The sequence below is a fragment of the Amycolatopsis sp. lyj-346 genome (genome assembly GCF_046548975.1).
GTDB lineage: Bacteria > Actinomycetota > Actinomycetes > Mycobacteriales > Pseudonocardiaceae > Amycolatopsis.
Window position 1 is genome coordinate 194,910 of sequence record NZ_JAJPWT010000008.1, and the last position, 23,781, is coordinate 218,690.

The window sequence follows — 23,781 nt, forward strand, 5'->3', positions numbered from 1 at the left end:
TGGAGTGGATGATGGTTACCCCGTCGAACAAGGTTCTCGATGCACTGCGGGCGTCGCTCAAAGAGGTGGAACGGCTCCGCCGGGAGAACACCGAGCTCGTCGACTCCGCGCGAGAACCCATCGCCATCGTCGGCATGAGCTGCCGTTATCCCGGTGGTGTCGCCGGCCCGGACGACCTGTGGCGGCTGGTCGCCACCGGCGCCGACGGTGTGGTGGGCTTCCCCACCGACCGCAGCTGGGACATCGACGGCATCTACGATTCCGGCACCAGCGCCACGACCACCTACGAGGGCGGGTTCGTCCCCGGCGTCACGCAGTTCGACGCGGAGTTCTTCGGGATCTCGCCGCGGGAAGCGCTGGCGATGGACCCGCAGCAGCGGCTGCTGCTCGAGGCGTCCTGGGAGGCGCTCGAGCGCGCCGGGATCGACCCGTCTTCCCTGACCGGGCAACCGATCGGGGTGTTCACCGGCGCGTCGCCCTCGGGGTATGACGTCAGCCTGCTGCGCAGCGGCGAGCCGGTCGAGGGCTACTTCGTCACCGGCTCCGCGAGCAGCGTGATCTCCGGCCGGATCGCCTACACCCTCGGCCTCGAGGGGCCGGCGGTGACCGTCGACACGGCCTGTTCGTCGTCGCTGGTGGCGTTGCACCTCGCCGCACAGGCGCTGCGGCAGGGCGAGTGCACGATGGCGCTGGCCGGCGGCGTCGCCGTCATGTCCAGCCCGGCCGCGTTCGTGGAGTTCAGCAAGCAGGGCGGGCTGGCCGCCGACGGCCGGTGCAAGTCCTTCGCCGCGGCCGCCGACGGCACCGGGTGGGCCGAAGGCGTCGGCGTGCTGCTGGTCGAGCGGTTGTCGGACGCGCGGCGGCTCGGCCACCCCGTGCTGGCGGTGGTCCGCGGCTCGGCGGTGAACTCCGACGGTGCGTCGAACGGCCTGACCGCGCCGAACGGCCCGTCGCAGCAGCGGGTGATCCGCCAGGCGCTGGCCAACGCCGGGCTGCTGCCCGGGCAGGTGGACGCCGTCGAGGCGCACGGCACGGGAACCGTGCTGGGCGACCCGATCGAGGCGCAGGCCCTCGTCGACACCTACGGCCACGACCGTGCCGCGGACCGTCCACTGTGGCTCGGGTCGATCAAGTCGAACATCGGGCACCCCCAAGCCGCTGCCGGGGTGGCCGGGATCATCAAGATGGTGCAGGCCATGCGCCACGGCGTCCTGCCGAAGACCCTGCACGTGGACGAGCCGTCGCCGCACGTCGACTGGGCGGCCGGCGCGGTCGAACTGCTCACCGAGCAGCGGGACTGGCCGGAGACCGGGCAGCCGCGCCGGGCCGGGGTGTCGTCGTTCGGGGTGAGCGGCACCAACGCGCACGTGATCCTGGAGCAGGCGCCGGCGGTGGCGGAAACTCCGCGGCCGGCGGAAGTTCCCCCGGTCGTGCCGTGGGTGGTGTCGGGTCGCACCGAAGCGGCGCTGGCCGCGCAGATCGACCGGCTGCGGTCCTTCGCCGAGGCCCGGCCGGAGTTGTCGCCGGTGGACGTCGGGCACTCGCTCGCCACGGGCCGGGCGGCCCTCGACCACCGGGCCGTCCTGCTCGGTGACGCGCAGCTCGCGTCGGGATCCGTGGTGCCCGGTGGGCTCGGTGTGTTGTTCTCCGGCCAGGGTTCCCAGCGGGTGGGGATGGGCCGGGAGCTGTACGAGACGTTCCCCGCCTTCGCCGAGGCCTTCGATGCGGTGTGCGCGGAGCTGGATCAGCACCTCGACCGTGGGGTGCGGGACGTCGTGTTCGGCGATGCTGAGCTGCTCGACCAGACCGTGTACACCCAGGCCGGGTTGTTCGCGATCGAGGTCGCGCTCTACCGGCTGGTGACTTCGTGGGGTGTGGCACCGGAGTACCTGGCCGGGCATTCCATCGGTGAGCTGGCCGCGGCGCACGTCGCCGGTGTGTGGTCGCTGGCGGACGCGGCCCGGGTCGTGGCCGCGCGGGGCCGGTTGATGCAGGCGCTGCCTGCCGGTGGGGTGATGGCGTCGATCCAGGCTTCCGAGGCCGAGGTCGCTGCGACGGGTGTCGAGGTCGCGGCGGTCAACGGGCCGAGGTCGGTGGTGGTCTCCGGGCCGCAGGCCGAGGTGGAGGCCGTAGTCGCGCGCTTCGCCGAAGCAGGCGTGAAGACGACGATGTTGCGGGTCAGTCACGCGTTCCACTCGGCGTTGATGGACCCGATGCTGGCGGAGTTCCGGCAGGTCCTCGAGGGCGTGGAGTTCGGAGATCCGTCGATCCCGGTCGTGTCGACCGTGACCGGGCAGCTCGCCGAACTCGCCGAGCCGGGCTACTGGGTCGAGCAGGTGCGCCGGACCGTCCGGTTCGGTGACGCGGTGAGCACGCTGGCCGAGCTGGGTGTCGAGACCTACCTGGAGCTGGGGCCCGGCGGCACGCTGTCGGCGATGGGGGCCGACACCGCCCCGGACGCGGCGTTCCTGCCCGCCCTGCGCAAGGACCGCGAGGAGACCCGGAGCCTGCTCACCGCCCTGGCGGGGGCGTACGTGCGCGGTGGCGACGTGGACTGGGCCCGGTTCGTGGCCGGCGGGACCCGGGTCGAGCTGCCCACCTACGCCTTCCAGCACGAGCGGTACTGGCCGGGCGGGCTCGCCGTCCCGGAAGACTCCGCCGCGAACGAGACCCGGCTTGCCGACAGCGGCTTCTGGGACGCCGTGGAGCGCGAAGACCTGAGCCTGCTGGCGAACTCGATGCCGTCGGGCGACCTCGAACCACTGACCGCGGCGCTGCCGGCACTTTCGGCGTGGCGGCGGCAGAGCCGGCACCAGTCGATCGTGGACAGCTGGCGCTACGAGATCACCTGGACCCCCGACCGCCGGGCGACGAGCGAGGCGCTCACCGGCACCTGGCTGGTGCTCGTGCCGCGGGCGCTCGCCGGCCACGACCTCGTGACCGGCACCCTGGCCGCCCTGACCGCGCGGGGGGCCGTCCTCGTGCCGGCCGAGATCGACGCGGCCACGGCGACCCGCGACGATCTCGCGGCCCGGCTGCGGGAAACCGGTGCCGAGTTCGACGGGGTGCTCTCCCTGCTCGCCCTCGACGAAACCCCGCACGGCGAACACCCCGTCCTGACGGCCGGGACGGCCGGCACCGTCACCCTCGTCCAGGCGCTCGACGACCTGCGACTGGACGCCCCGCTGTGGCTGGCCACCCGCGGCGCCGTCTCGACCGGCCGCTCCGATCGGCGGGTCAGCCCCGCGCAGGCGGCGGCCTGGGGCCTGGGCCGGGTCGTCGGACTCGAGTTCCCCCAGCGCTGGGGCGGGCTGCTCGACCTGCCCGAGGTCCTCGACCAGCGGGCCGCCGACCGGCTCTGCGGCATTCTCGCCGACGGCGCCGAGGACCAGGTCGCCCTCCGCCCCTCGGGTGCGTTCCTGCGTCGGCTCGCGCGCGCCGCGCGCCGCGGCGAACCCGCCGGCCGGCCGTGGACCCCGCGAGGCGCCGTGCTGGTGACCGGCGGCACCGGGGCGCTGGGCGCGCACGTCGCCCGGTGGCTGGTGGGGCGGGGCGCCGAGCGGCTGATCCTGACCAGCCGGGCCGGCTTGGCCGCCCCCGGCGCGGCCGAGCTGGTCGCCGAACTGGCCGCGCTCGGCGCCGAGGCGACGGTCGTCTCCTGCGACGTCTCCGACCGCGACTCGGTCGCGAGCCTGGTCGAAGCCGCCCGGACCGCGGGGAACCCGGTCCGGGCCGTCGTGCACGCGGCCGGCGTGGCGAGCCTGGCCCTGCTGCGGGAGACGGACGTCGCGACCCTCGCCGGCGAGATGTCGGCCAAGGTCGCGGGCGCGTCGAACCTGCACGAACTGCTCCGCGACGACGAGCTCGACGCCTTCGTGGTCTTTTCGTCGATCGCCGGCGTCTGGGGCAGCGGCGGGCAGGGCGCCTACTCGGCCGCGAACGCGTTCCTGGACGGCTTGGTGCAGCAGCGCCGGGCCGCGGGCCTGGCCGGAACCGCGATCGCCTGGGGCGCCTGGGCCGGCGGCGGCATGGCCGGCGGTGACGAAGGGGAGCAGCTGACCCGGCGCGGCATCGGGACGATGGCGCCGGAGCTCGCGCTCGCGGCGCTGGCCCGCGCCCTCGACCTCGGCGACTCGGCGGTCACGGTCGCGGACGTGGACTGGAGCCGGTTCGCTCCCGTCTTCACCGCGTCCCACCCGCGTCCGCTGATCGGCGAGCTGGAGGAGGTGCGGCGCGCCCTCGCGGACGCGACGACGGCCCCGGACACTGCGAACGCGCTCCGCACCCGGACGGCGGACCTGCCGGCCGCCGAACGTGCCGCCGTCCTCGTCGAGGTGGTGCGCACGCACGCCGCGGCCGTGCTGGGCCACAGCTCGCCCGCCGCGGTGCAGCCGCACCGGGCGTTCCGCGACCTCGGTTTCGACTCCCTGACCGCGGTCGAGCTGCGGAACCTGCTGGCCGGCGAAACCGGCGTGAGCCTGCCGACCACCATCGTCTTCGACCACCCGACGCCGTCGGCGCTCGCCGCGTTCCTGGACGGCGAACTCTCCGGCGTCCGGCCGGACACCGTCGTGGCGGCCCCGCGGCCCGAGGCCGACGACGAGCCGATCGCCATCGTCGGGATCAGCTGCCGCTACCCCGGCGGCGTGACGACTCCGGACGAGCTCTGGCAGCTGGCGGTCACCGGGAGCGACGGGATCTCCGGGTTCCCGGACGATCGTGGCTGGGACCTCGGCCGCCTGTACGATCCCGACCCGGCGAGCCAGGGCACGTCCTACGCCCGGGAGGGCGGTTTCCTCTACGAGGGCGGCGATTTCGACGCGGAGTTCTTCGGGATCTCCCCGCGTGAGGCGCTGGCGATGGACCCGCAGCAGCGCCTGCTGCTGGAGACCGCGTGGGAGGCCTTCGAGTCCGCCGGGATCGACCCGGCGACGGTGCGCGGGAAGCCGGTCGGCGTCTTCGCGGGCGCCTCGAACTCCGGTTACGGCACGGGAGCCGGGCCGGCCGCGGAAGGTGTCGAGGGGTACCTGCTGACCGGCACCGCGGCGAGTGTCCTTTCCGGACGGATCGCGTACACCTTCGGGGTGGAGGGCCCGGCGGTCACCGTGGACACCGCGTGTTCCTCGTCGCTCGTGGCGTTGCACCTCGCCGTGCAGGCCCTGCGCGGGGGCGAGTGCACGATGGCGCTGGCCGGCGGCGTCGCCCTGATGATCACCCCGGCGCCGTTCGTGGAGTTCAGCCGTCAGCGTGGGCTGGCGGCGGACGGCCGGTGCAAGTCCTTCGCCGAGGCCGCGGACGGCACCGGCTGGTCCGAGGGCGTCGGGATGTTGCTCGTCGAGCGGCTTTCCGATGCTCGGCGGCTGGGACATCCGGTTTTGGCCGTGGTGCGGGGTTCGGCGGTGAACCAGGACGGCGCGTCGAACGGCTTGACGGCGCCGAATGGTCCTTCGCAGCAGCGGGTGATCCGGGCGGCGCTGGCCAGTGCGCGGTTGTCCGCTGACGAGGTCGACGCGGTCGAGGCGCACGGCACCGGGACGACGCTGGGTGACCCGATCGAGGCGCAGGCGCTGCTCGCCACCTACGGCCAGGGCCGGGAGCGTCCGTTGTGGTTGGGGTCGTTGAAGTCGAACATCGGTCACACGCAGGCTGCGGCGGGTGTGGCTGGTGTGATCAAGATGGTGCAGGCGATGCGCCACGGCGTGCTGCCGCGGACGTTGCACGTGGACGCGCCTTCGTCACAGGTGGACTGGTCGGCCGGTGCCGTGGAGTTGCTGACCGAGCAGCGGGAGTGGCCGGAGACCGGGGCCCTGCGGCGGGCCGGGGTGTCGTCGTTCGGGGTGAGTGGCACGAACGCGCACGTGATCCTGGAGCAGGCGCCGGCGGTGGAAGAAGCTCCGCGTGCCGCGGAGGTTTCGCCGGTGGTGCCGTGGGTGGTGTCCGCCCGCGGTGAGGAAGCCCTGGGCGCGCAGGTCGAGCGGCTGCGGTCCTTCGTAGCGTCCCGTCCGGAGCTGTCGCCGGTGGATGTCGGGTATTCGCTGACGACCGGTCGCGCGGTGTTCGACCACCGGGCGGTTCTGGTGGGAGACACCGAGATCGCGTCTGGTTCGGTGGTTCCCGGTGGGGTCGGGGTGTTGTTCTCGGGTCAGGGTTCTCAGCGGGTGGGGATGGGCCGGGAACTCTACGAGACGTTCCCGGTGTTCGCCGATGCTTTCGACGCGGTGTGCGCGGAGCTGGATCGGCATCTCGACCGTGGTGTGCGGGATGTGGTGTTCGGTGACGGTGAGTTGCTGGATCAGACGGTGTACACGCAGGCCGGGTTGTTCGCGGTGGAAGTTGCCTTGTACCGGTTGGTGTCTTCGTGGGGTGTGCGGCCGGAGTATTTGGCTGGGCATTCGATTGGTGAGTTGGCTGCGGCTCATGTGGCTGGTGTGTGGTCGTTGGCGGATGCGGCTCGGGTGGTGGCGGCGCGGGGTCGGTTGATGCAGGCCTTGCCTGCCGGCGGGGCAATGGCCTCGATCCAGGCAGCCGAAGCCGAGGTTGTGGCCGCGGGTGTTGAGATCGCGGCGGTCAATGGGCCTACGTCGGTGGTGGTCTCCGGGGCGCAGGCCGCGGTGGAGTCGGTGGTGGCGCGGTTCGCCGCGGCCGGGGTGAAGACGACGATGTTGCGGGTCAGTCACGCATTCCACTCGGCGTTGATGGATCCGATGCTCGAGGAGTTCCAGCAGGTGCTGGAGACGGTGGAGTTCGCGGAGCCGACTCTGCCGATTGTGTCGACGGTGACCGGGCAGCTCGCCGAACTCGCCGAGCCGGAGTATTGGGTTGAGCAGGTTCGTCGGACGGTCCGGTTCGGTGATGCCGTGAGCACTCTGAACGAGTTGGGTGTTCGGACGTATCTGGAGCTGGGCCCGGGCGGCTCGCTGTCGGCGATGGGTGCTGACACCGCTTCCGATGCCGTGTTCTTGCCGGTACTGCGTAAGGACCGCGATGAGGTCCGGACGCTAGTCACCGCGCTGGCGGGGGCGTATGTGCGGGGCGCCGCGGTGGATTGGGCGCCGTTCGTGGTCGGCGGCGCGCGCGTCGAGTTGCCGACGTATGCGTTCCAGCGCGAACGGTTCTGGCTGCTGCCCGGTTACCAGGGCGGCGTGTCGTCGTCGGGGCTGCGGGCGATGGAGCACCCGATGCTGTCGGCGGTGATGACCGTCGCCGGGGACGGCACCGAGGTGTGCACCGGGGAAATCTCTCTGGAAAGCCACCCCTGGCTGGCCGAGCACGTGGTCTCCGGCGTGGCGCTGCTGCCCGGCACCGCGTTCGTGGAGCTGGTGCTGCACGCCGGCGAACGGGTCGACACCCCGGTGATCGACGAGCTGACCCTGCAGGCGCCGTTGCAGCTGGAGCCCGGCGTGGTCGTGGCGCTGCAGGTCGTCACCGGTCCCGCCGATTCCGACCGGCGCCGCGAGGTGACGGTGTATTCGCGTCCCGCGGGCCACGACGACCTGCCGTGGACCGAACACGCCACCGCCACCCTCACCGCCGCGAGCGTCGCTGGTGGTGGCGGGTTGGCGGAGTGGCCGCCGTCGGGTGCCGAGGTGGTGGACGTCTCGACGTTGTACGACGATCTGGTGTCCACCGGTCTGGGTTATGGGCCGGTGTTCCGGGGTGTGCGGTCGGTGTGGCGTGCCGGTGAGAACGTGTTCGCCGAGGTCGTGTTGCCCGAGGACGCTCGTGATGACGGGTTCGGGATCCACCCGGCGCTGCTCGACGCCGCGCTGCACGCGATCAGGTTTGTGCCCGGGGTGAACGGGGGGCTGCCGTTCGTGTGGTCAGGGGTGTCGTTGTCCGCGGTCGGCGCGACCGTGCTGCGGGTGCACCTCACGCCCACCGGTGGCGGGACGCGGCTCCTGCTGAGCGACGCTGCCGGTGCGCCGGTCGCGCAGGTCGAGTCCTTGGTGTTGCGGGAGCCTGCCGCTCCGGCGCAGGCGTCGGTGCTCGGCCGTCATGATGACTTGTTCGCCGTGACCTGGAGCCAGACGTCCGCCGCGACTGGTGAGGTGGTGCACACGGTTCTGGACACCGCCGACGCCGCGGGGGAGTGCGCGGTGTGGGTGCTGGGTGAGCTGCAGCGGTGGCTGCAGTCCAGCCCGCCCGAAGAAGTTCTCGTGGTGGTGACGCGAGGTGCGGTCGACATCGGTGACGGCCGGAGTGTGTCGGACCTGCCCGGTGCGTCGGTGTGGGGCTTGATCCGGGCGGCGCAGTCGGAGAACCCGGGGCGGATCGTGCTGATCGACACCGACACCGCTTCGGTGGAGGCGTTCGTCGGTGGTGAGCCGCAGGTCGCGGTGCGTGAGGGCCAGGCTTGGATCCCTCGCCTGGCCCGGGTGCCCGTGACCGAGGCCGATGTCGAGCTGTCCGGGACCGTGCTGGTGACCGGTGGCGGTGGTGTCGGTGGGGTGCTGGTGCGGCACTTGGTGACCCGTCGTGGGGTGCGTCGTGTGGTGTGGGCTTCTCGCCGGGGTGCTGACGGTGCGGGTGTGGGTTCGCTGGTGTCGGAGATGGCCGAGTTCGGGGCCGTTGTTGAGGCGGTGGCTTGTGATGTCACCGACCGGGCCGCGTTGGCTGGGGTGATCGACGGTATCGGCTCGGAGTATCCGTTGACCGGTGTCGTGCACACCGCGGGCGTGCTGGACGACGGTGTGATTACGTCGTTGACGCCGGAGCGGATGCGGACCGTGCTGGCTCCGAAGGCGGATGCGGCGTGGTACCTGCACGAGCTGACCCAGGACCTTGAGCTGTCGCTGTTCGCGGTGTGCTCCTCGGCTGCGGGGATTCTGGGATCGGCGGGGCAGGGCAACTACGCGACGGCGAACGCGTTCGTCGACGGCCTGATCCAGTACCGCCGTGGCCTCGGGCTGCCGGGTCTCTCCCTGGCGTGGGGGCCGTGGGCCGAAGTCGGCATGCTCGCCGACGCCGACGGAGATGATCTGGCACGGATGGCCGCCGCGGGGCTTCCGCCGCTTGGTGCGGCGGCGGGTGCGGAGCTGTTCGATCGGGCCTTGGTTTCGGGGCAGGCGTTGGTGGTGCCGATGGGCCTCGACGTCCCCCGCTGGCGGGAACGGGCTGCCGTCGAAGACGTCCCGCCGCTGCTGCGTGGGCTCGTCCGCGCACCCGCGCGGCGGGCCGCGCAGGCTGATGCCACTCTGCTGGCCCGGGTGCGGAACCTGTCGGCGGAGGAACGGACCGCCTGGGCGACGGAGCTGGTTCGTGCGCAGGTGGCGTTGGTGCTGGGGCATGCTTCGCCGGAGTCCGTCGGATTGACGCGTCCGTTCACCGAGCTGGGTTTCGACTCCTTGACCGCGGTGGAGCTGCGCAATCGCCTGGGCACGGTGACCGGACTGCGGTTGCCGGCGACGTTGGTGTTCGACTACCCGACCCCGCACGCCTTGGCCGAGTTCCTGATCGAGGAGCTGGCGCCGTCCGCCGCGGTGGTCACACCGGCGTCGGTCTCGGTGTCGGTGGTGGACGAGCCGGTGGCGATCGTCGGGATGAGCTGCCGGTACCCCGGCGGCGTGAGCAACCCCGACCAGCTCTGGGACCTGGTCCGCACCGGCGGGGACGGGATCTCCGGTTTCCCGACCGATCGTGGCTGGGACGTGGAGGGTCTCTACCGCACCGATGGTGACGGTGAGGGTCGTTCGGTGACGCTGGAGGGTGGGTTCCTTTACCAGGCCGGGGATTTTGATCCCGGGTTCTTCGGGATCTCGCCGCGTGAGGCGCTGGCGATGGATCCGCAGCAGCGGTTGTTGCTCGAGACGGCGTGGGAGGCGATCGAATCCGCCGGTATCGATCCGGGGACGTTGCGGGGTAGCCGGACTGGTGTGTTCGCCGGGTTGATGTACCACGATTATGCGACGTCGCTGGTGTCGGTGCCTGAGGGTGTGGAGGCGTTCCTGGGCGTCGGGAACTCCGGCAGTGTCCTTTCGGGTCGGGTGGCGTATGCGCTGGGGTTGGAAGGTCCGGCGGTGACGGTGGATACGGCGTGTTCGTCGTCGTTGGTGGCGTTGCATTGGGCGGTTCAGGCGTTGCGTCAGGGTGAGGCGACGATGGCCTTGGCCGGCGGCGTGACGGTGATGGCTACGCCGGGGACGTTTGCGGAGTTCAGTCGTCAGCGGGGTTTGGCCGGTGATGGTCGCAGTAAGTCGTTCGCCGAGGCTGCGGATGGCACCGGTTGGTCCGAAGGTGTCGGGATGCTGCTGGTGGAGCGACTGTCCGACGCTCAGCGGCTCGGGCACCCGATTCTGGCGGTGGTGCGGGGTTCGGCGATCAACCAGGACGGTGCGTCCAACGGCCTGACGGCACCGAACGGGCCCTCGCAGCAGCGGGTCATTCACCAGGCCCTCGCCAACGCGCAGCTGTCGCCCGGTCAGGTCGACGTGGTCGAGGCGCACGGCACCGGGACCCGCCTGGGTGACCCGATCGAGGCGCAGGCGCTGCTGGCGACCTACGGCCAGGACCGGGACGGTGACCGTCCGCTGTGGCTGGGGTCGATCAAGTCCAACATCGGGCACACCCAGGCGGCTGCCGGGGTGGCCGGTGTGATCAAGATGGTGCAGGCCATGCGGCACGGTGTGCTGCCGCGGACGTTGCACGTCGACGCGCCGACGTCCCAAGTGGACTGGTCGGCCGGGGCGGTCGAGCTGCTCACCGAGCAGCGGGAGTGGCCCGAGACCGGGCAGCCGCGCCGGGCGAGCGTGTCCTCGTTCGGGATCAGTGGCACCAACGCCCACGTCATCCTGGAACAGGCGCCGGCGGTGGCGGAAACCCCGACTGCCGCGGAGGTTTCTCCGGTCGTGCCGTGGGTGCTCTCGGGCAAGACCGAGGCGGCCCTCGCCGGGCAGGCCGAGAAGCTCTTGTCCTACGTGGACAGTGCGGATCTCCACGATGTGGCGTACTCGCTGGCGACCGGCCGTTCGCGGTTCGAATTCCGGGCGGCGATCGTTGCCGGGGATCGGGACGGGGTTCGCGCTGGGCTGGAGGCGATCCGTGACGACCGGGCGGTGCCGGGTGTGGTGCGGGGGACTGCGCCGCAGTCGGTGCGGCCGGTGTTCGTGTTCCCGGGTCAGGGTGCGCAGTGGATCGGGATGGCGACCGGGCTGGTGGAGTCTTCCGCGGTGTTCGCGGGTGCGATGGCCGAGTGTGAGCGGGCGTTGTCGGTGTGGGTGCCGTGGTCTCTGACCGAGGTGCTCGCTGATTCGGAGATGTTGGCGCGGGTTGATGTGGTGCAGCCGGTGTTGTGGGCCGTGATGGTCTCGTTGGCGCGGTTGTGGCAGGCGTGTGGTGTGCAGCCCGGTGCGGTGGTGGGGCACTCCCAGGGTGAGATCGCCGCCGCGTGTGTGGCGGGTGCGTTGTCGCTGGAGGACGGCGCGAAGGTCGTGGCGTTGCGGTCGTTGGCGTTGCGGGCGCTGGCCGGTGGCGGGGGCATGGTGTCGGTGACCTTGCCTGCCGACCGGATCCCGCGGTGGGACGGTCGGGTCGCGGTCGCCGCGATCAACGGTCCCGCGTCGGTGGTCGTCTCCGCCGACCCGGCCGGCGTCGAAGAGGTGCTGGCCTGGTGCGAGTCGGAGGGCGTGCGCGCCAGGCGGATCGCCGTGGACTACGCGTCGCACTCCGTCCAGGTGGAGGAACTGGCGCAGGAGCTCGACGCCGCGCTGGCGGGGATCAGCCCGCAGGCCGGGTCGGTGCCGTTCTACTCCACGCTCACCGGGGCGCTGCTCGACACCACCGAGCTGGACGCCGGGTACTGGTACCGCAACCTGCGCAACCCGGTCCTCTTCCACGACGCCACCCAGGCGTTGCTGAGCCAGGGACACACCGTGTTCGTGGAGATCAGCCCGCACCCGGTGCTGACGCTGGCGTTGAACGACACCTTCCACGCGGTCTCGAGTGACGCGACCGCACTGGGCACGCTACGGCGTGACCACGACGAGGCCACCCAGTTCATGACCGCGCTCGCGCACGCCCACACCAAGGGCGTCAGCGTGGACTGGGCCGGTCTCCACACCGGTCGGCGCGTTGCGCTGCCGACGTACGCGTTCCAGCACGAGCGGTTCTGGCTGGTGTCCGGCCATCGGGGTGGCGTGTCGTCCCCGGGGCTGCGCGCGGTGGAGCACCCGATGTTGTCGGCGGCGATGACCCTCGCCGGGGACGGCACCGAAGTGTGCACCGGGGAGATCTCCCTGGAAAGTCACCCGTGGCTGGCCGATCACGTGGTCTCGGGTGCGGTGTTGCTGCCCGGTGCCGCCTTCGTGGAGCTGGTGCTGCACGCCGGCGAGCGGGTGGACACCCCGGTGATCGACGAGCTGACCCTGCGGGCGCCGTTGCGGCTGGAGCCGGGGGTGGCCGTGGCGTTGCAGGTGGTCACCGGACCGGCTGAGCCCGACGGTCACCGCGAGGCGACGGTGTACTCCCGTCCCGCCGGCCACGACGACACACCGTGGGTCGAGCACGCCACCGCCACCCTGACCACCTCGGCCTTCACCGAGACCGGCGGAGCGGAGCAGTGGCCGCCGTCGGGTGCCGAGGTGGTGGACGTCTCGACGTTGTACGACGATCTGGCGTCCGCCGGTCTGGGTTATGGGCCGGTGTTCCGGGGTGTGCGGTCGGTGTGGCGTGACGGCGAAGAGGTGTTCGCCGAGGTCGTGTTGCCCGAGGACGCTCGTGATGACGGGTTCGGGATCCACCCGGCGCTTTTGGACGCTGCGCTGCACGCGATCGCGTTCGTGCCTGGGGTGAGTGGCGGGTTGCCGTTCGTGTGGTCGGGGGTGTCGTTGTCGGCGGTCGGCGCGACCGTGCTGCGGGTGCACCTGACCGCCACCACCGGTGGGACACGGTTGCTGCTGAGTGACACCACGGGTGTGCCGGTCGCCCGGATCGAGTCCTTGGCGTTGAGGGAACCTACGGCTCCGGCGCAGACCTCGGTGCTCGGCCGTCACGATGACCTGTTCAGCGTGACCTGGAGCCCGGGGCCTGCCTCGACCGGCGCGGTGGTGCACACGGTCTTGGACACCGCCGACGCCGTGGGCGAGTGTGCGGTGTGGGTGCTGGGCGAGTTGCAGCGGTGGCTGCGGTCCAGCTCGGCCGAGGAAGTCTTGGTGGTGCTGACCCGGGGTGCGGTCGACGTTGGTGATGGCCGGGGTGTGTCCGACCTGGCGGGTGCGTCGGTGTGGGGTTTGGTTCGGGCGGCGCAGTCGGAGAATCCGGGGCGGATCGTGCTGATCGACACCGACACTGCTTCGGTGGAGGCGTTCGTTGGTGGTGAGCCGCAGGTCGCGGTGCGTGAGGGCCAGGCCTGGATTCCTCGGTTGACCCGGGTTCCCGCAGTCGACACCGATATTGATCTGTCGGGGACGGTCTTGGTGACCGGTGGTGGCGGTGTCGGCAGTGTCTTGGTGCGGCACTTGGTGACTCGGCACGGTGTACGGCGTGTGGTGTGGGCGTCCCGCCGGGGTGGTGCGGGTGCGGGTTCGCTGGTCGAGGAGATGGCCGAGGCCGGGGCCGTCGTTGAGGCGGTGGCTTGTGATGTCACCGATCGAGCGGCGTTGGCTGCGGTGATCGACGGTATCGGCGCGGAGTATCCGTTGACCGGTGTCGTGCACACGGCGGGTGTTCTGGACGACGGTGTGATTACCTCGTTGACGCCGGAGCGGATGCGGAGGGTGTGGGCTCCGAAGGCGGATGCGGCGTGGTATCTGCACGAGCTGACCCAGCATCTGGAGCTGTCGATGTTCGTGGTCTGTTCGTCGGCGGCGGGGATTCTGGGGTCGGCGGGTCAGGGCAACTACGCGGCGGCGAATGCGTTCCTGGACGGTTTGGTCCAGTACCGGCGGGGTCTGGGGTTGCCGGGATTGTCGCTGGCGTGGGGGCCGTGGGCCGAGGTGGGGATGCTCGCCGGGACGGGTTCCGGTAGTGAGCTGTCGCGGATGGTGTCGGCGGGGTTCCCGCCGTTGAGTGCGGCTGCCGGGGCCGAGCTGTTCGATCGCGCGCTCGGTTCGGGGCAGGCGTTGGTGGTTCCGATGGGGCTGGATGTGTCTCGCTGGCGGGAACGTGCCGCTACCGAAGAGGTCATTCCGGTGCTGCGTGGGTTGGTTCGTGCGCCGGTGCGGCGGGCTGCGCAGGCTGATGCCACTCTTCTGGCTCGGGTGCGTGGCCTGTCGGTGGAGGAGCGGACTGCTTGGGCGACGGATTTGGTTCGTGTGCAGGTGGCGTTGGTGTTGGGGCATGCTTCGCCGGAGTCGGTGGGGTTGACGCGTCCGTTCACGGAGCTGGGGTTTGACTCCTTGACTGCGGTTGAGCTGCGGAATCGTCTGGGCACGGTGACGGGGTTGCGGTTGCCGGCGACGTTGGTGTTCGACTACCCGACTCCGCATGTTCTGGCCGAGTTCCTGATCGAGGAACTCGCGCCCAGTACGTCCGCCGCGGTCGCGGCGGTGGTGTCGTCGGTGGTGGACGAGCCGATCGCGATCGTCGGGATGAGCTGCCGTTACCCCGGCGGGGTCGATACCCCGGATCAGCTCTGGGACCTGGTGCACTCGGGCGGGGACGGGATCTCCGGCTTCCCCGCCGACCGTGGCTGGGACGTCGAACGGCTCTACGATCCCGACCCCGACAACCCGGGTACCTCGTACACGACCGAGGGCGGGTTCCTGCACAACGCCGCCGAGTTCGATCCCGCGTTCTTCGGGATCTCGCCGCGTGAGGCGCTGGCGATGGACCCGCAGCAGCGCCTGCTGCTGGAGGCTTCATGGGAAGCGATCGAGTCGGCGGGCATCAACCCGGCCGGCCTCCACGGCACGGCCACGGGTGTTTTCGCGGGACTCATGTACCACGACTACATTTCCGAGCTGGGCAGCGTCTTCGAGGATGTCGCGGGTTATCTGACGACGGGTGTCGCCGGCAGCGTGGTGTCGGGACGTGTCGCGTACGTGCTGGGTCTGGAAGGGCCCGCGCTCACCGTGGACACGGCGTGCTCGTCGTCGCTGGTGGCGCTGCACCTGGCCGTGCAGGCGCTGCGAGCCGGCGAGTGCACGATGGCGCTGGCCGGCGGCGTCACGGTGATGGCCACGCCGGGCAGCTTCATCGAGTTCAGCCGGCAGCGGGGCCTGGCGGCCGACGGCCGGTGCAAGTCGTTCGCGGACGCGGCCGACGGCGCCGGCTGGGGTGAAGGTGTCGGGATGCTGCTGGTCGAGCGGCTGTCCGACGCGCAACGGCTCGGGCACCCGGTTTTGGCGGTGGTGCGTGGGTCGGCGGTCAACCAGGACGGCGCGTCCAACGGCCTGACCGCGCCGAACGGCCCCTCGCAGCAGCGGGTCATCCGGCAGGCGCTGGCGAGCGCCCGGCTGTCGGCCGATGAGGTCGACGCGGTTGAGGCGCACGGCACCGGGACCACTCTCGGTGACCCCATTGAGGCTCAGGCGCTGCTGGCGACCTACGGCCAGGAGCGGGACCGGCCGCTGTGGCTCGGCTCGATCAAGTCGAACATCGGGCACACGCAGGCTGCTGCCGGTGTGGCCGGGATCATCAAGATGGTGCAGGCGATGCGGCACGGTGTGTTGCCGCGGACGTTGCACGTTGATGCGCCTTCGTCTCATGTGGACTGGTCGGCTGGTGCGGTGGAGTTGCTGACCGAGCAGCGGGAGTGGCCGGAGACTGGGCGGCCGCGGCGGGCTGGGGTGTCGTCGTTCGGGATCAGTGGCACCAATGCGCACGTGATCTTGGAGCAGGCGCCGCCGATGACGCAAACCGCGCCCCCCGCAGTGGTTTCGCCGGTGGTGCCGTGGGTGGTGTCCGCCCGGAGCGAGGCCGCGTTGGTGGCGCAAGTTGAGCGGCTGCGGTCCTTCGTCGATGCCCAGTCGCCGGTGGATGTCGGGTATTCGCTGCTGACGGGACGGTCGGTGTTCGATCACCGGGCAGTTCTGCTGGACGGCGACGAGATCGCCGCTGGTTCCGTGACGCCCGGTGGGCTCGGGGTGTTGTTCTCCGGTCAGGGTTCCCAGCGGGCCGGGATGGGCCGGGAGCTGTACGAGACGTTCCCGGTGTTCGCCGACGCCTTCGACGAGGTCTGTGCGGAACTGGATCAGCATCTCGACCGCGGTGTGCGGGATGTCGTGTTCGGTGACGGTGAGTCGCTTGATCAGACGGTGTACACGCAGGCCGGGTTGTTCGCGGTTGAGGTCGCGCTGTACCGGCTGGTGTCCTCGTGGGGTGTCAGCGCGGATTACCTCGCGGGGCACTCCATCGGTGAGTTGGCTGCGGCTCATGTTGCTGGTGTGTGGTCATTGGCGGATGCGGCTCGGGTCGTAACGGCGCGCGGTCGGTTGATGCAGGCTCTGCCTTCGGGCGGGGCGATGGCTTCAATTCGGGCCACGGAGTCTGAGGTGGCCGCGACGGGCATCGAGGTCGCGGCGGTCAATGGGCCTACGTCGGTGGTGGTCTCCGGGGCGCAGGCCGAGGTCGAGGCTGTGGTGGCTCAGTTCGCTGCGGCTGGGGTAAAGGCAACCATGCTGCGGGTCAGTCATGCGTTCCACTCGGTGTTGATGGATCCGATGCTCGAGGAGTTCCGTCGGGTGCTGGAGACAGTCGAGTTCGGGGAGCCGTCGACGCCGATCGTGTCGACGGTGACCGGGCAGCTCGCCGAACTCTCCGAACCGGAGTACTGGGTCGAGCAGGTTCGTCGCACCGTCCGGTTCGGTGACGCGGTGAGCACCCTGAACGAGTTGGGTGTCCGGACGTACCTGGAGTTGGGGCCTGGCGGCTCGTTGTCGGCGATGGGTGCCGACACCGCTTCCGAGGCCGTGTTCCTGCCGGTGCTGCGCAAGGACCGTGAGGAGACCCAGACCCTGATCACCGCCCTGGCACAGCTGTATGTGCGCGGCGGCGACGTGAACTGGACGCCGTTCGTGGCCGGCGGGGCCCGCGTGGAACTGCCCACCTACGCCTTCCAGCACGAGCGGTTCTGGCCGGAGGCGGCCGCACCCTCCGTCGCACCTGACCGGGTGGACGACGTCTTCTGGGAGCTGGTCGAGCGGGAGGATCCCCAGGCACTGGCGCAAACGCTGGGTTCGGGTGACCTCGACGCCGTCAGCACAGTGCTGCCGATGCTGTCCTCGTGGCGACGCGGGCGACGCGAAAACGCCTTGGTCGACGGGTGGCGGTACCGGGTCACCTGGGCACCGGTCACGCCCGCCGCCCCGGCTCCTTCCGGGTGGTGGCTGGTCGTGACCGACGACCCGGCCGATTCGCTGGCCGACGTGCTGCGAGCGGCCGGCACCGAGGTGGTGACCACCACGGTCGACGGGATCGAACAGGACCTCGACCGGCGTGGTGACGCCCCGGCGGGCGTGGTGTCGCTGGTGACTTCCGTGGAGCAGACGGTCCGGCTGGTGCGACGTCTGGACGAGCTCCAGGTCCCGGCGCCGTTGTGGTGCGTGACCCGGGGTGCCGTCTGCACCGGCCGCGCGGACGCGGCGGCCGATCCCGGCCAGGCACAGGTGTGGGGTCTGGGCCGGGTGGCCGCCCTGGAACACCCGCGGGCCTGGGGTGGGCTGATCGACCTGCCCGCCACGGTGGATGCCCGCGTCGGTGCCCGGCTGGTGTCGGTGCTCGGCGGCGCGGACGACCAGGTCGCGATCCGCGGCAGCGGAATCTTCGCCCGCCGGCTGAGCCACGCCCCCGCCGAGGCGACGGCCCACCGCTGGGTGCCGCGGGGCACCGTCCTGATCACCGGCGGCACCGGCGCGCTCGGTGCACACGTCGCCCGCTGGGCAGTGAGCGCCGGTGCTCGGGACCTGGTGCTCACCAGCCGTCGCGGCGCCGATGCGCCGGGAGCGGAAGAGCTGGCCGCCGAGCTGGCAGCGGCCGGCGCGCAGGTCAGCCTGGTCGGGTGCGACGTCACCGATCCGGCCGCGGTCGCCGCGCTGGTCGCCGGCCGCGACGTGACCGCCGTGTTCCACACCGCCGGTGCCGGGCGGGCGTGCCCGGTCACCGCACTGGACGCCGCGGAGATCGAGCAGGTCGCGGCGGCGAAGGTGCTGGGCGCGGTGAACCTCGAGAACGCGCTCGCGGACACGGCCGTCGACGCGTTCGTGGTGTTCTCCTCGATCGCCGCGACCTGGGGCGCGGGCGGCCAGGGCGCCTACGCCGCGGCGAACGCCTACCTGGACGCCTTCGCCGAGCAACGTCGTGGCCGCGGATTGCCGGCGACGTCGGTGGCCTGGGGACCGTGGGCGGACGGCGGCATGGCCGAGGGGGAAACCGAAGCCGAGCTCCGCCGCCGTGGGGTGCGCGCGCTTTCGCCGCAGCAGGCGATCGCCGCGCTGCAGCAGGCACTCGCCGGCGACGACGGCACGATCACGATCGCCGACGTCGGCTGGGACCGGTTCACCCCGGCCTTCACGGCCATGCGGCCCAGCCCGCTGCTCAGCACCCTGCCCGAGGTCAAGCAGGCGGCCGCCGAGGCCACCGCGGACGACGCGGTCACCTCGACGCTCGGGACCAAGCTCGCCGGCGCGAACGCCGCCGAGCGCAACCGGGTGCTCGTCGAGCTGATCATGGCCGAGACGGCGACCGTGCTGCGGCACCCGGGCACCGGCTCGCTGAGTCCTTCGACCGCCTTCCAGGAACTCGGGTTCGACTCGCTCACCGCCGTCGAGCTCCGGGGCAGGCTGGCCGCGGCGACCGGGCTCCGGCTGCCGTCCACTTTGGTCTTCGACTACCCGGCCCCGGCCGCACTGGCCGAGCACCTGGTGGCCGAGATGTTCGGTGGCGACGACCCGGCCGCCGGCCCCTCGGTGGTGGCCGACGGCGGTGCCGATGATCCGATCGTCATCGTCGGGATGAGCTGCCGGTTCCCCGGTGGCGCGCGGTCGCCCGAACGGCTGTGGGACCTGGTGGTCTCCGGTGGCGACGCCATTGCGGACTTCCCCGCCGACCGGGGCTGGGACCTGGCCTCGCTCTACGACCCCGACCCGGACGGCGTGGGGACGTCGTACGTCGCCGAGGGCGGGTTCGTGGTCGACGCCACCGAGTTCGACCCGGCACCCTTCGGGATCTCGCCGCGCGAAGCGGTCGCGATGGACCCGCAGCAGCGGCTGCTGCTCGAAGCCTCCTGGGAGGCGTTCGAACGCGCCGGGATCGACCCGGCGTCGCTCCGGGGCAGCCGGACCGGGGTGTTCGCCGGGACCAACGGGCAGGACTACCCGGCGCTGCTGTTCGCCTCGCCGGACAACGCCGAAGGCCACGTCGGCACCGGGAACGCCGCGAGCATCGTCTCCGGACGGCTGGCTTACACCTTCGGGCTGGAAGGGCCCGCGGTGACCGTCGACACCGCCTGTTCGTCGTCGCTGGTCGCGTTGCACATGGCCATCCAGGCCCTGCGCTCCGGGGAGTGCTCGCTGGCACTGGCCGGCGGGGTCACGGTGATGTCGACGCCGGGCGCCTTCGTCGAGTTCAGCCGGCAGCGGGGACTCGCCGCCGACGGGCGCTGCAAGGCGTTCTCGGAGTCCGCCGACGGCACCAGCTGGGGTGAAGGCGCCGGCGTGCTGCTGGTGGAGCGGATGTCGGACGCGCGGCGCAACGGTCATCCGGTGCTGGCCGTCGTGCGGGGTTCCGCGGTGAACTCCGACGGCGCGTCGAACGGCCTGACCGCGCCGAACGGCCCGTCGCAGCAACGCGTGATCCGCCAGGCGCTGGTGAACGCGGGGCTCGGCACCACCGACGTCGACGCGGTGGAGGCGCACGGCACGGGCACCAAGCTGGGTGACCCGATCGAGGCGCAGGCGCTGCTGGCGACCTACGGGCAGGGCCGGGAGCGGCCGCTCTGGCTGGGCTCGATCAAGTCGAACATCGGGCACACCCAGGCCGCCGCGGGGGTCGCGGGGATCATCAAGATGGTGCAGGCGATGCGGCACGGCGTGCTGCCCAAGACGCTGCACGTCGACGCGCCGTCGTCCCAGGTGGACTGGACAGCCGGCGCCGTCGAGCTGCTGACCGAGCAGCAGGACTGGCCCGAGACCGGGGCCCCGCGCCGCGCGGGCGTCTCGTCCTTCGGCATCAGCGGCACCAACGCGCACGTCATCCTCGAGCAGGCGCCGGCGTTCGACGAGCCGGAACCGGTGCGCGCCGAGCCGGTCGTGCTGCCGTGGGTCCTTTCGGGCAAGTCGAAGCAGGCGCTGGCGGAGCAGGCGGCGGTCCTCCGGGCGCACCTGCTGCGCCGTCCGGACCAGGAGCCCTCGGACATCGCCTACACGCTGGCGACGGGCCGGTCCGCGCTGGCGCACCGGGCCGCCGTGGTGGGCCGGGACCGGGCCGGCCTGCTGGCCGGACTGCAGGCGCTCGCCGGTGAAAGCCCCGCGGAGAACACCTTCGCCGGGCTCGCGAAGCAAGGCGGCCGGACGGCCTTCCTGTTCTCGGGCCAGGGTGCGCAACGGGTGGGGATGGGCCGGGAGCTGTACGCCACCTTCCCGGTGTTCGCGGACGCCTTCGACGCGGTGTGCGCGGAGCTGGACCAGCACCTCGACCGCCCGCTGGCCGAGGTGGTGTTCGGCGACGGCGAGCGGCTCGACCGGACGGCGTTCACCCAGGCCGGGCTGTTCGCGGTCGAGGTCGCGCTCTTCCGGCTGGTGACGTCGTGGGGGGTCCGGCCCGACTACCTGCTGGGCCACTCGATCGGCGAACTCACCGCGGCGCACGTCGCGGGGATCCTCTCACTCGCCGATGCCGCCGTCGTGGTCGCGGAGCGCGGGCGGTTGATGCAGGCCCTGCCCGCCGGCGGGACCATGGTGTCGATCCAGGCGACCGAAGCCGAGGTGACCCCGCTGCTCGACGACCGGGTCTCGATCGCGGCCGTCAACGGGCCCGCCTCGATCGTCATCTCGGGCGACACGGACGCGGTCCTGGACATCGCGGGCCACTTCGAAGCCGCCGGGCACCGGACCAAGCGGCTGCGGGTCGGCCACGCCTTCCACTCGCCGCGGATGGAAGCCGTGCTCGACGACTTCCACGCGGTGCTGAAGACGGTCGAGTTCGGCGTGCCGGACCTGCCGATCGTGTCGAACGTGACGGGGCGGCTCGCCGAGGGCGACGACCTGCGCACCCCGGAGTACTGGGTGCGGCACGTGCGGCAAGCCGTGCGGTTCGCGGACGGCATCCGCCGGCTGGACGAGCAGAACGTGTCCACCTACCTCGAGCTCGGGCCCGGTGGCCGGCTGGTGGCGATGGGGCAGGACTGCGTCAGCGGGATCGAGCCGGCCTTCGTCCCCGTGCTGGGGCGCGACGACGCGGAGGCACGCGCGGTGGTTTCCGCGCTGGCCCGGCTGCACGTGCGCGGCTGCGCGGTCGACTGGCCGGCGTTCCACGCGGGTTCGGGCGCGCGCCGGGTCGACTTGCCGACCTACGCGTTCCAGCGGCAGCGGTTCTGGCCGGCGGCGCCCGAGCCCGGCGGGACCGGGATCGGGGACGCGGGCTCGTCGGCCGACGCCCGGTTCTGGGAGGCGGTCGAGCGGTCGGACCTGTCGGGGCTCGGCGGCGACCTCGAGCTCGCCGCCGATCAGCCGCTGAGCGCGGTGTTGCCGATGCTGTCGGAATGGCGGCAGCAGCGCGCCGAGCGGTCCACAGTGGACTCCCTGCGGTACCGGGTTGCGTGGAAGCAGGCGGTGGAGACCGGCAGCGACGCGCTGTCCGGCACGTGGCTCGTCGTCCGCCCGGACGACGACACGGGTGCCGAGCTGGTGGCCGGGCTGGCCGCGCACGGCGCCCGGGTGGTGCCCGTGGTCGTCCGGCCGGGAGCCGACGGGCACCCCCCGCTGACCGGCGAGGTGAGCGCGGCCCTCGCCGTGGAGCCGGAGCTGGCCGGGGTGGTCTCGTTGCTGGCCCTCGCCGGGGAGCCACTGCCGGACGAGCCACTGCGGGACGAGCCGGTGGTGCCGTCCGGGCTGGCCGGCACGTTCGCGGTGATCCGGGCGCTGATCGACTCGGCCCGCCAGGTGCCGCTGTGGTGCCTCACCCGGGGCGCCGTGGCCGTGGGCCGGGCGGACGTGCTGTCCAGCCCGGTGCAGGCGCAGCTGTGGGGCCTCGGCCGGGTGGCCGGGCTGGAGCACCCGCAGCTCTGGGGTGGGGTCGTCGACCTGCCCGAGGTGCTCGGGCCGCAGGTGGTCGGCCGGATCTGCGCGGCACTGGCCGGCCCCGAAGACCAGGTGGCCGTCCGGGCCGCCGGCTCGTTCGTGCCGCGGGTCGTCCGCGCCCCGGCGAGCGCCGGGACGGGTGAGTGGACGCCGGCCGGGACGGCGCTGGTCACCGACGCGACCACCACGTTCGGTACGTGGACGGCGCGCTGGCTCGCCGAGACCGACGTCGACCGGGTCGTCCTGATGACCCCGCCGGGGGAGCGGCCGGAGCAGGCGGTCCTCGACCTGCTCGGCGCTCGCGCCGTGGTGACCGCCGCCGACGTCACCGACCGGCGGTCGCTGGCCGGGCTCGTCGACGGCCTGGCCGCGGACGGCACGCCGGTGCGGGCGGTGTTCCACACCGCGGGGGTCACTTCGGGCACCCCCCTGGCCGGCACCGGGGTACCCGAGGTGGCGGCGGTGCTGCACGCCAAGGTGACGGGTGCGGCGAACCTGGACGCGGTGTTCCCGGAGGGGACGCTCGACGCGCTCGTGTTGTTCTCCTCGATCGCCGGGGTCTGGGGCAGCGGCGGCCAGGGGGCTTACGCCGCGGCCAACGCCTACCTCGACGGCTTGGCGCAGAACCGGGCGGCCCGTGGCCTGCCCGCGACCGCGGTCGCCTGGGGCCCCTTGGCCGGCGGCGACCTGCTCGACGGTGTCACCGAACAGCAGCTCCGGCGGCGCGGGCTGCCGGGGCTTCCGGCGAGCTCGTTCGCCGCGGCGCTGCGCGGTGCCGTCGCGAGCGGGGAGCCGGCGATCACCGTCGCCGACGTCGACTGGGCGCTGTTCACCCCGTCGTTCACGGCGCTGCGGCCGAGCCGGCTGATCGGGGACATCCCCGAAGCGGAGAAGGCGTCGCGCGCCGCGGCCACGCCCGTCGAGGGGGACACCGGCGTGCTGAACGACCTGCGGCGCCGGCTCACCGGGATGTCCGTGCTCGAACGCGAAGACGAGCTGGTGAAGGTGGTCCGCACCCAGGCGGCCGCGGTGCTGGGGCACCTCGCCGCCGGTGACGTCCAGCCGGACGCGGCGTTCCGGGAGCTCGGTTTCGACTCCCTCACCGCGGTGGAGCTGCGCAACCGGCTGACCGCGGCGACGGGGGTGGCGTTGCCGGCCGGGCTGGTGTTCGACTACCCGAACGCCGTGGCCGCGGCGCGGTTCCTCGGCCAGGAGATCCTCGACGGCGGGGCCGCGGCGGCCACCTCGCTGCTGACGGAGCTGGACAAGCTGGAGTTCACTCTCGGCGAGACCGAGCCCGATCCCCTCACCAGGGCTCGCGTGGCGGTCCGGCTGCAGGCATTCCTGCAGAAATGGGAAGGCGCCCCGGCCGCCGAAGTCGTGGCCGATAACCTGGAAACGGCTTCCGACGATGAGATCTTTGATTTCATCGACAATGAGCTCGGCCGGTCCAGCTGAGTGCTGCCGGGGTGACCGACGTCGGTCACCCCGGCAGCGTCCGGCCAGTTCGGCGGCCACCAGGGGGATGCACGGCGTTTTAGGGGGTTGTACCCCGGATGTGCGTCAAATAGGTTCATGACGCGGATTATGGGGAATTGTGGGTGGGTATTTT

1 protein-coding gene is annotated in these 23,781 nt (G+C 71.9%); it reads left to right on the plus strand.

Translation table 11 applies throughout. The features are described 5' to 3' along the window. Positions 1 to 11 precede the first annotated feature (11 nt). Entirely contained in the window at positions 12 to 23,627 is a 23,616-nt protein-coding gene (locus ACLJQE_RS24440; RefSeq protein ID WP_410641656.1) for a type I polyketide synthase, read from the plus strand. Positions 23,628 to 23,781: the final 154 nt, after the last annotated feature.

Bases quoted from the DNA above. Each gene is read 5' to 3' on its own strand.
- ACLJQE_RS24440 (WP_410641656.1), top strand. From the start codon at position 12: ATGGTTACCCCGTCGAACAAGGTTCTCGATGCACTGCGGGCGTCGCTC.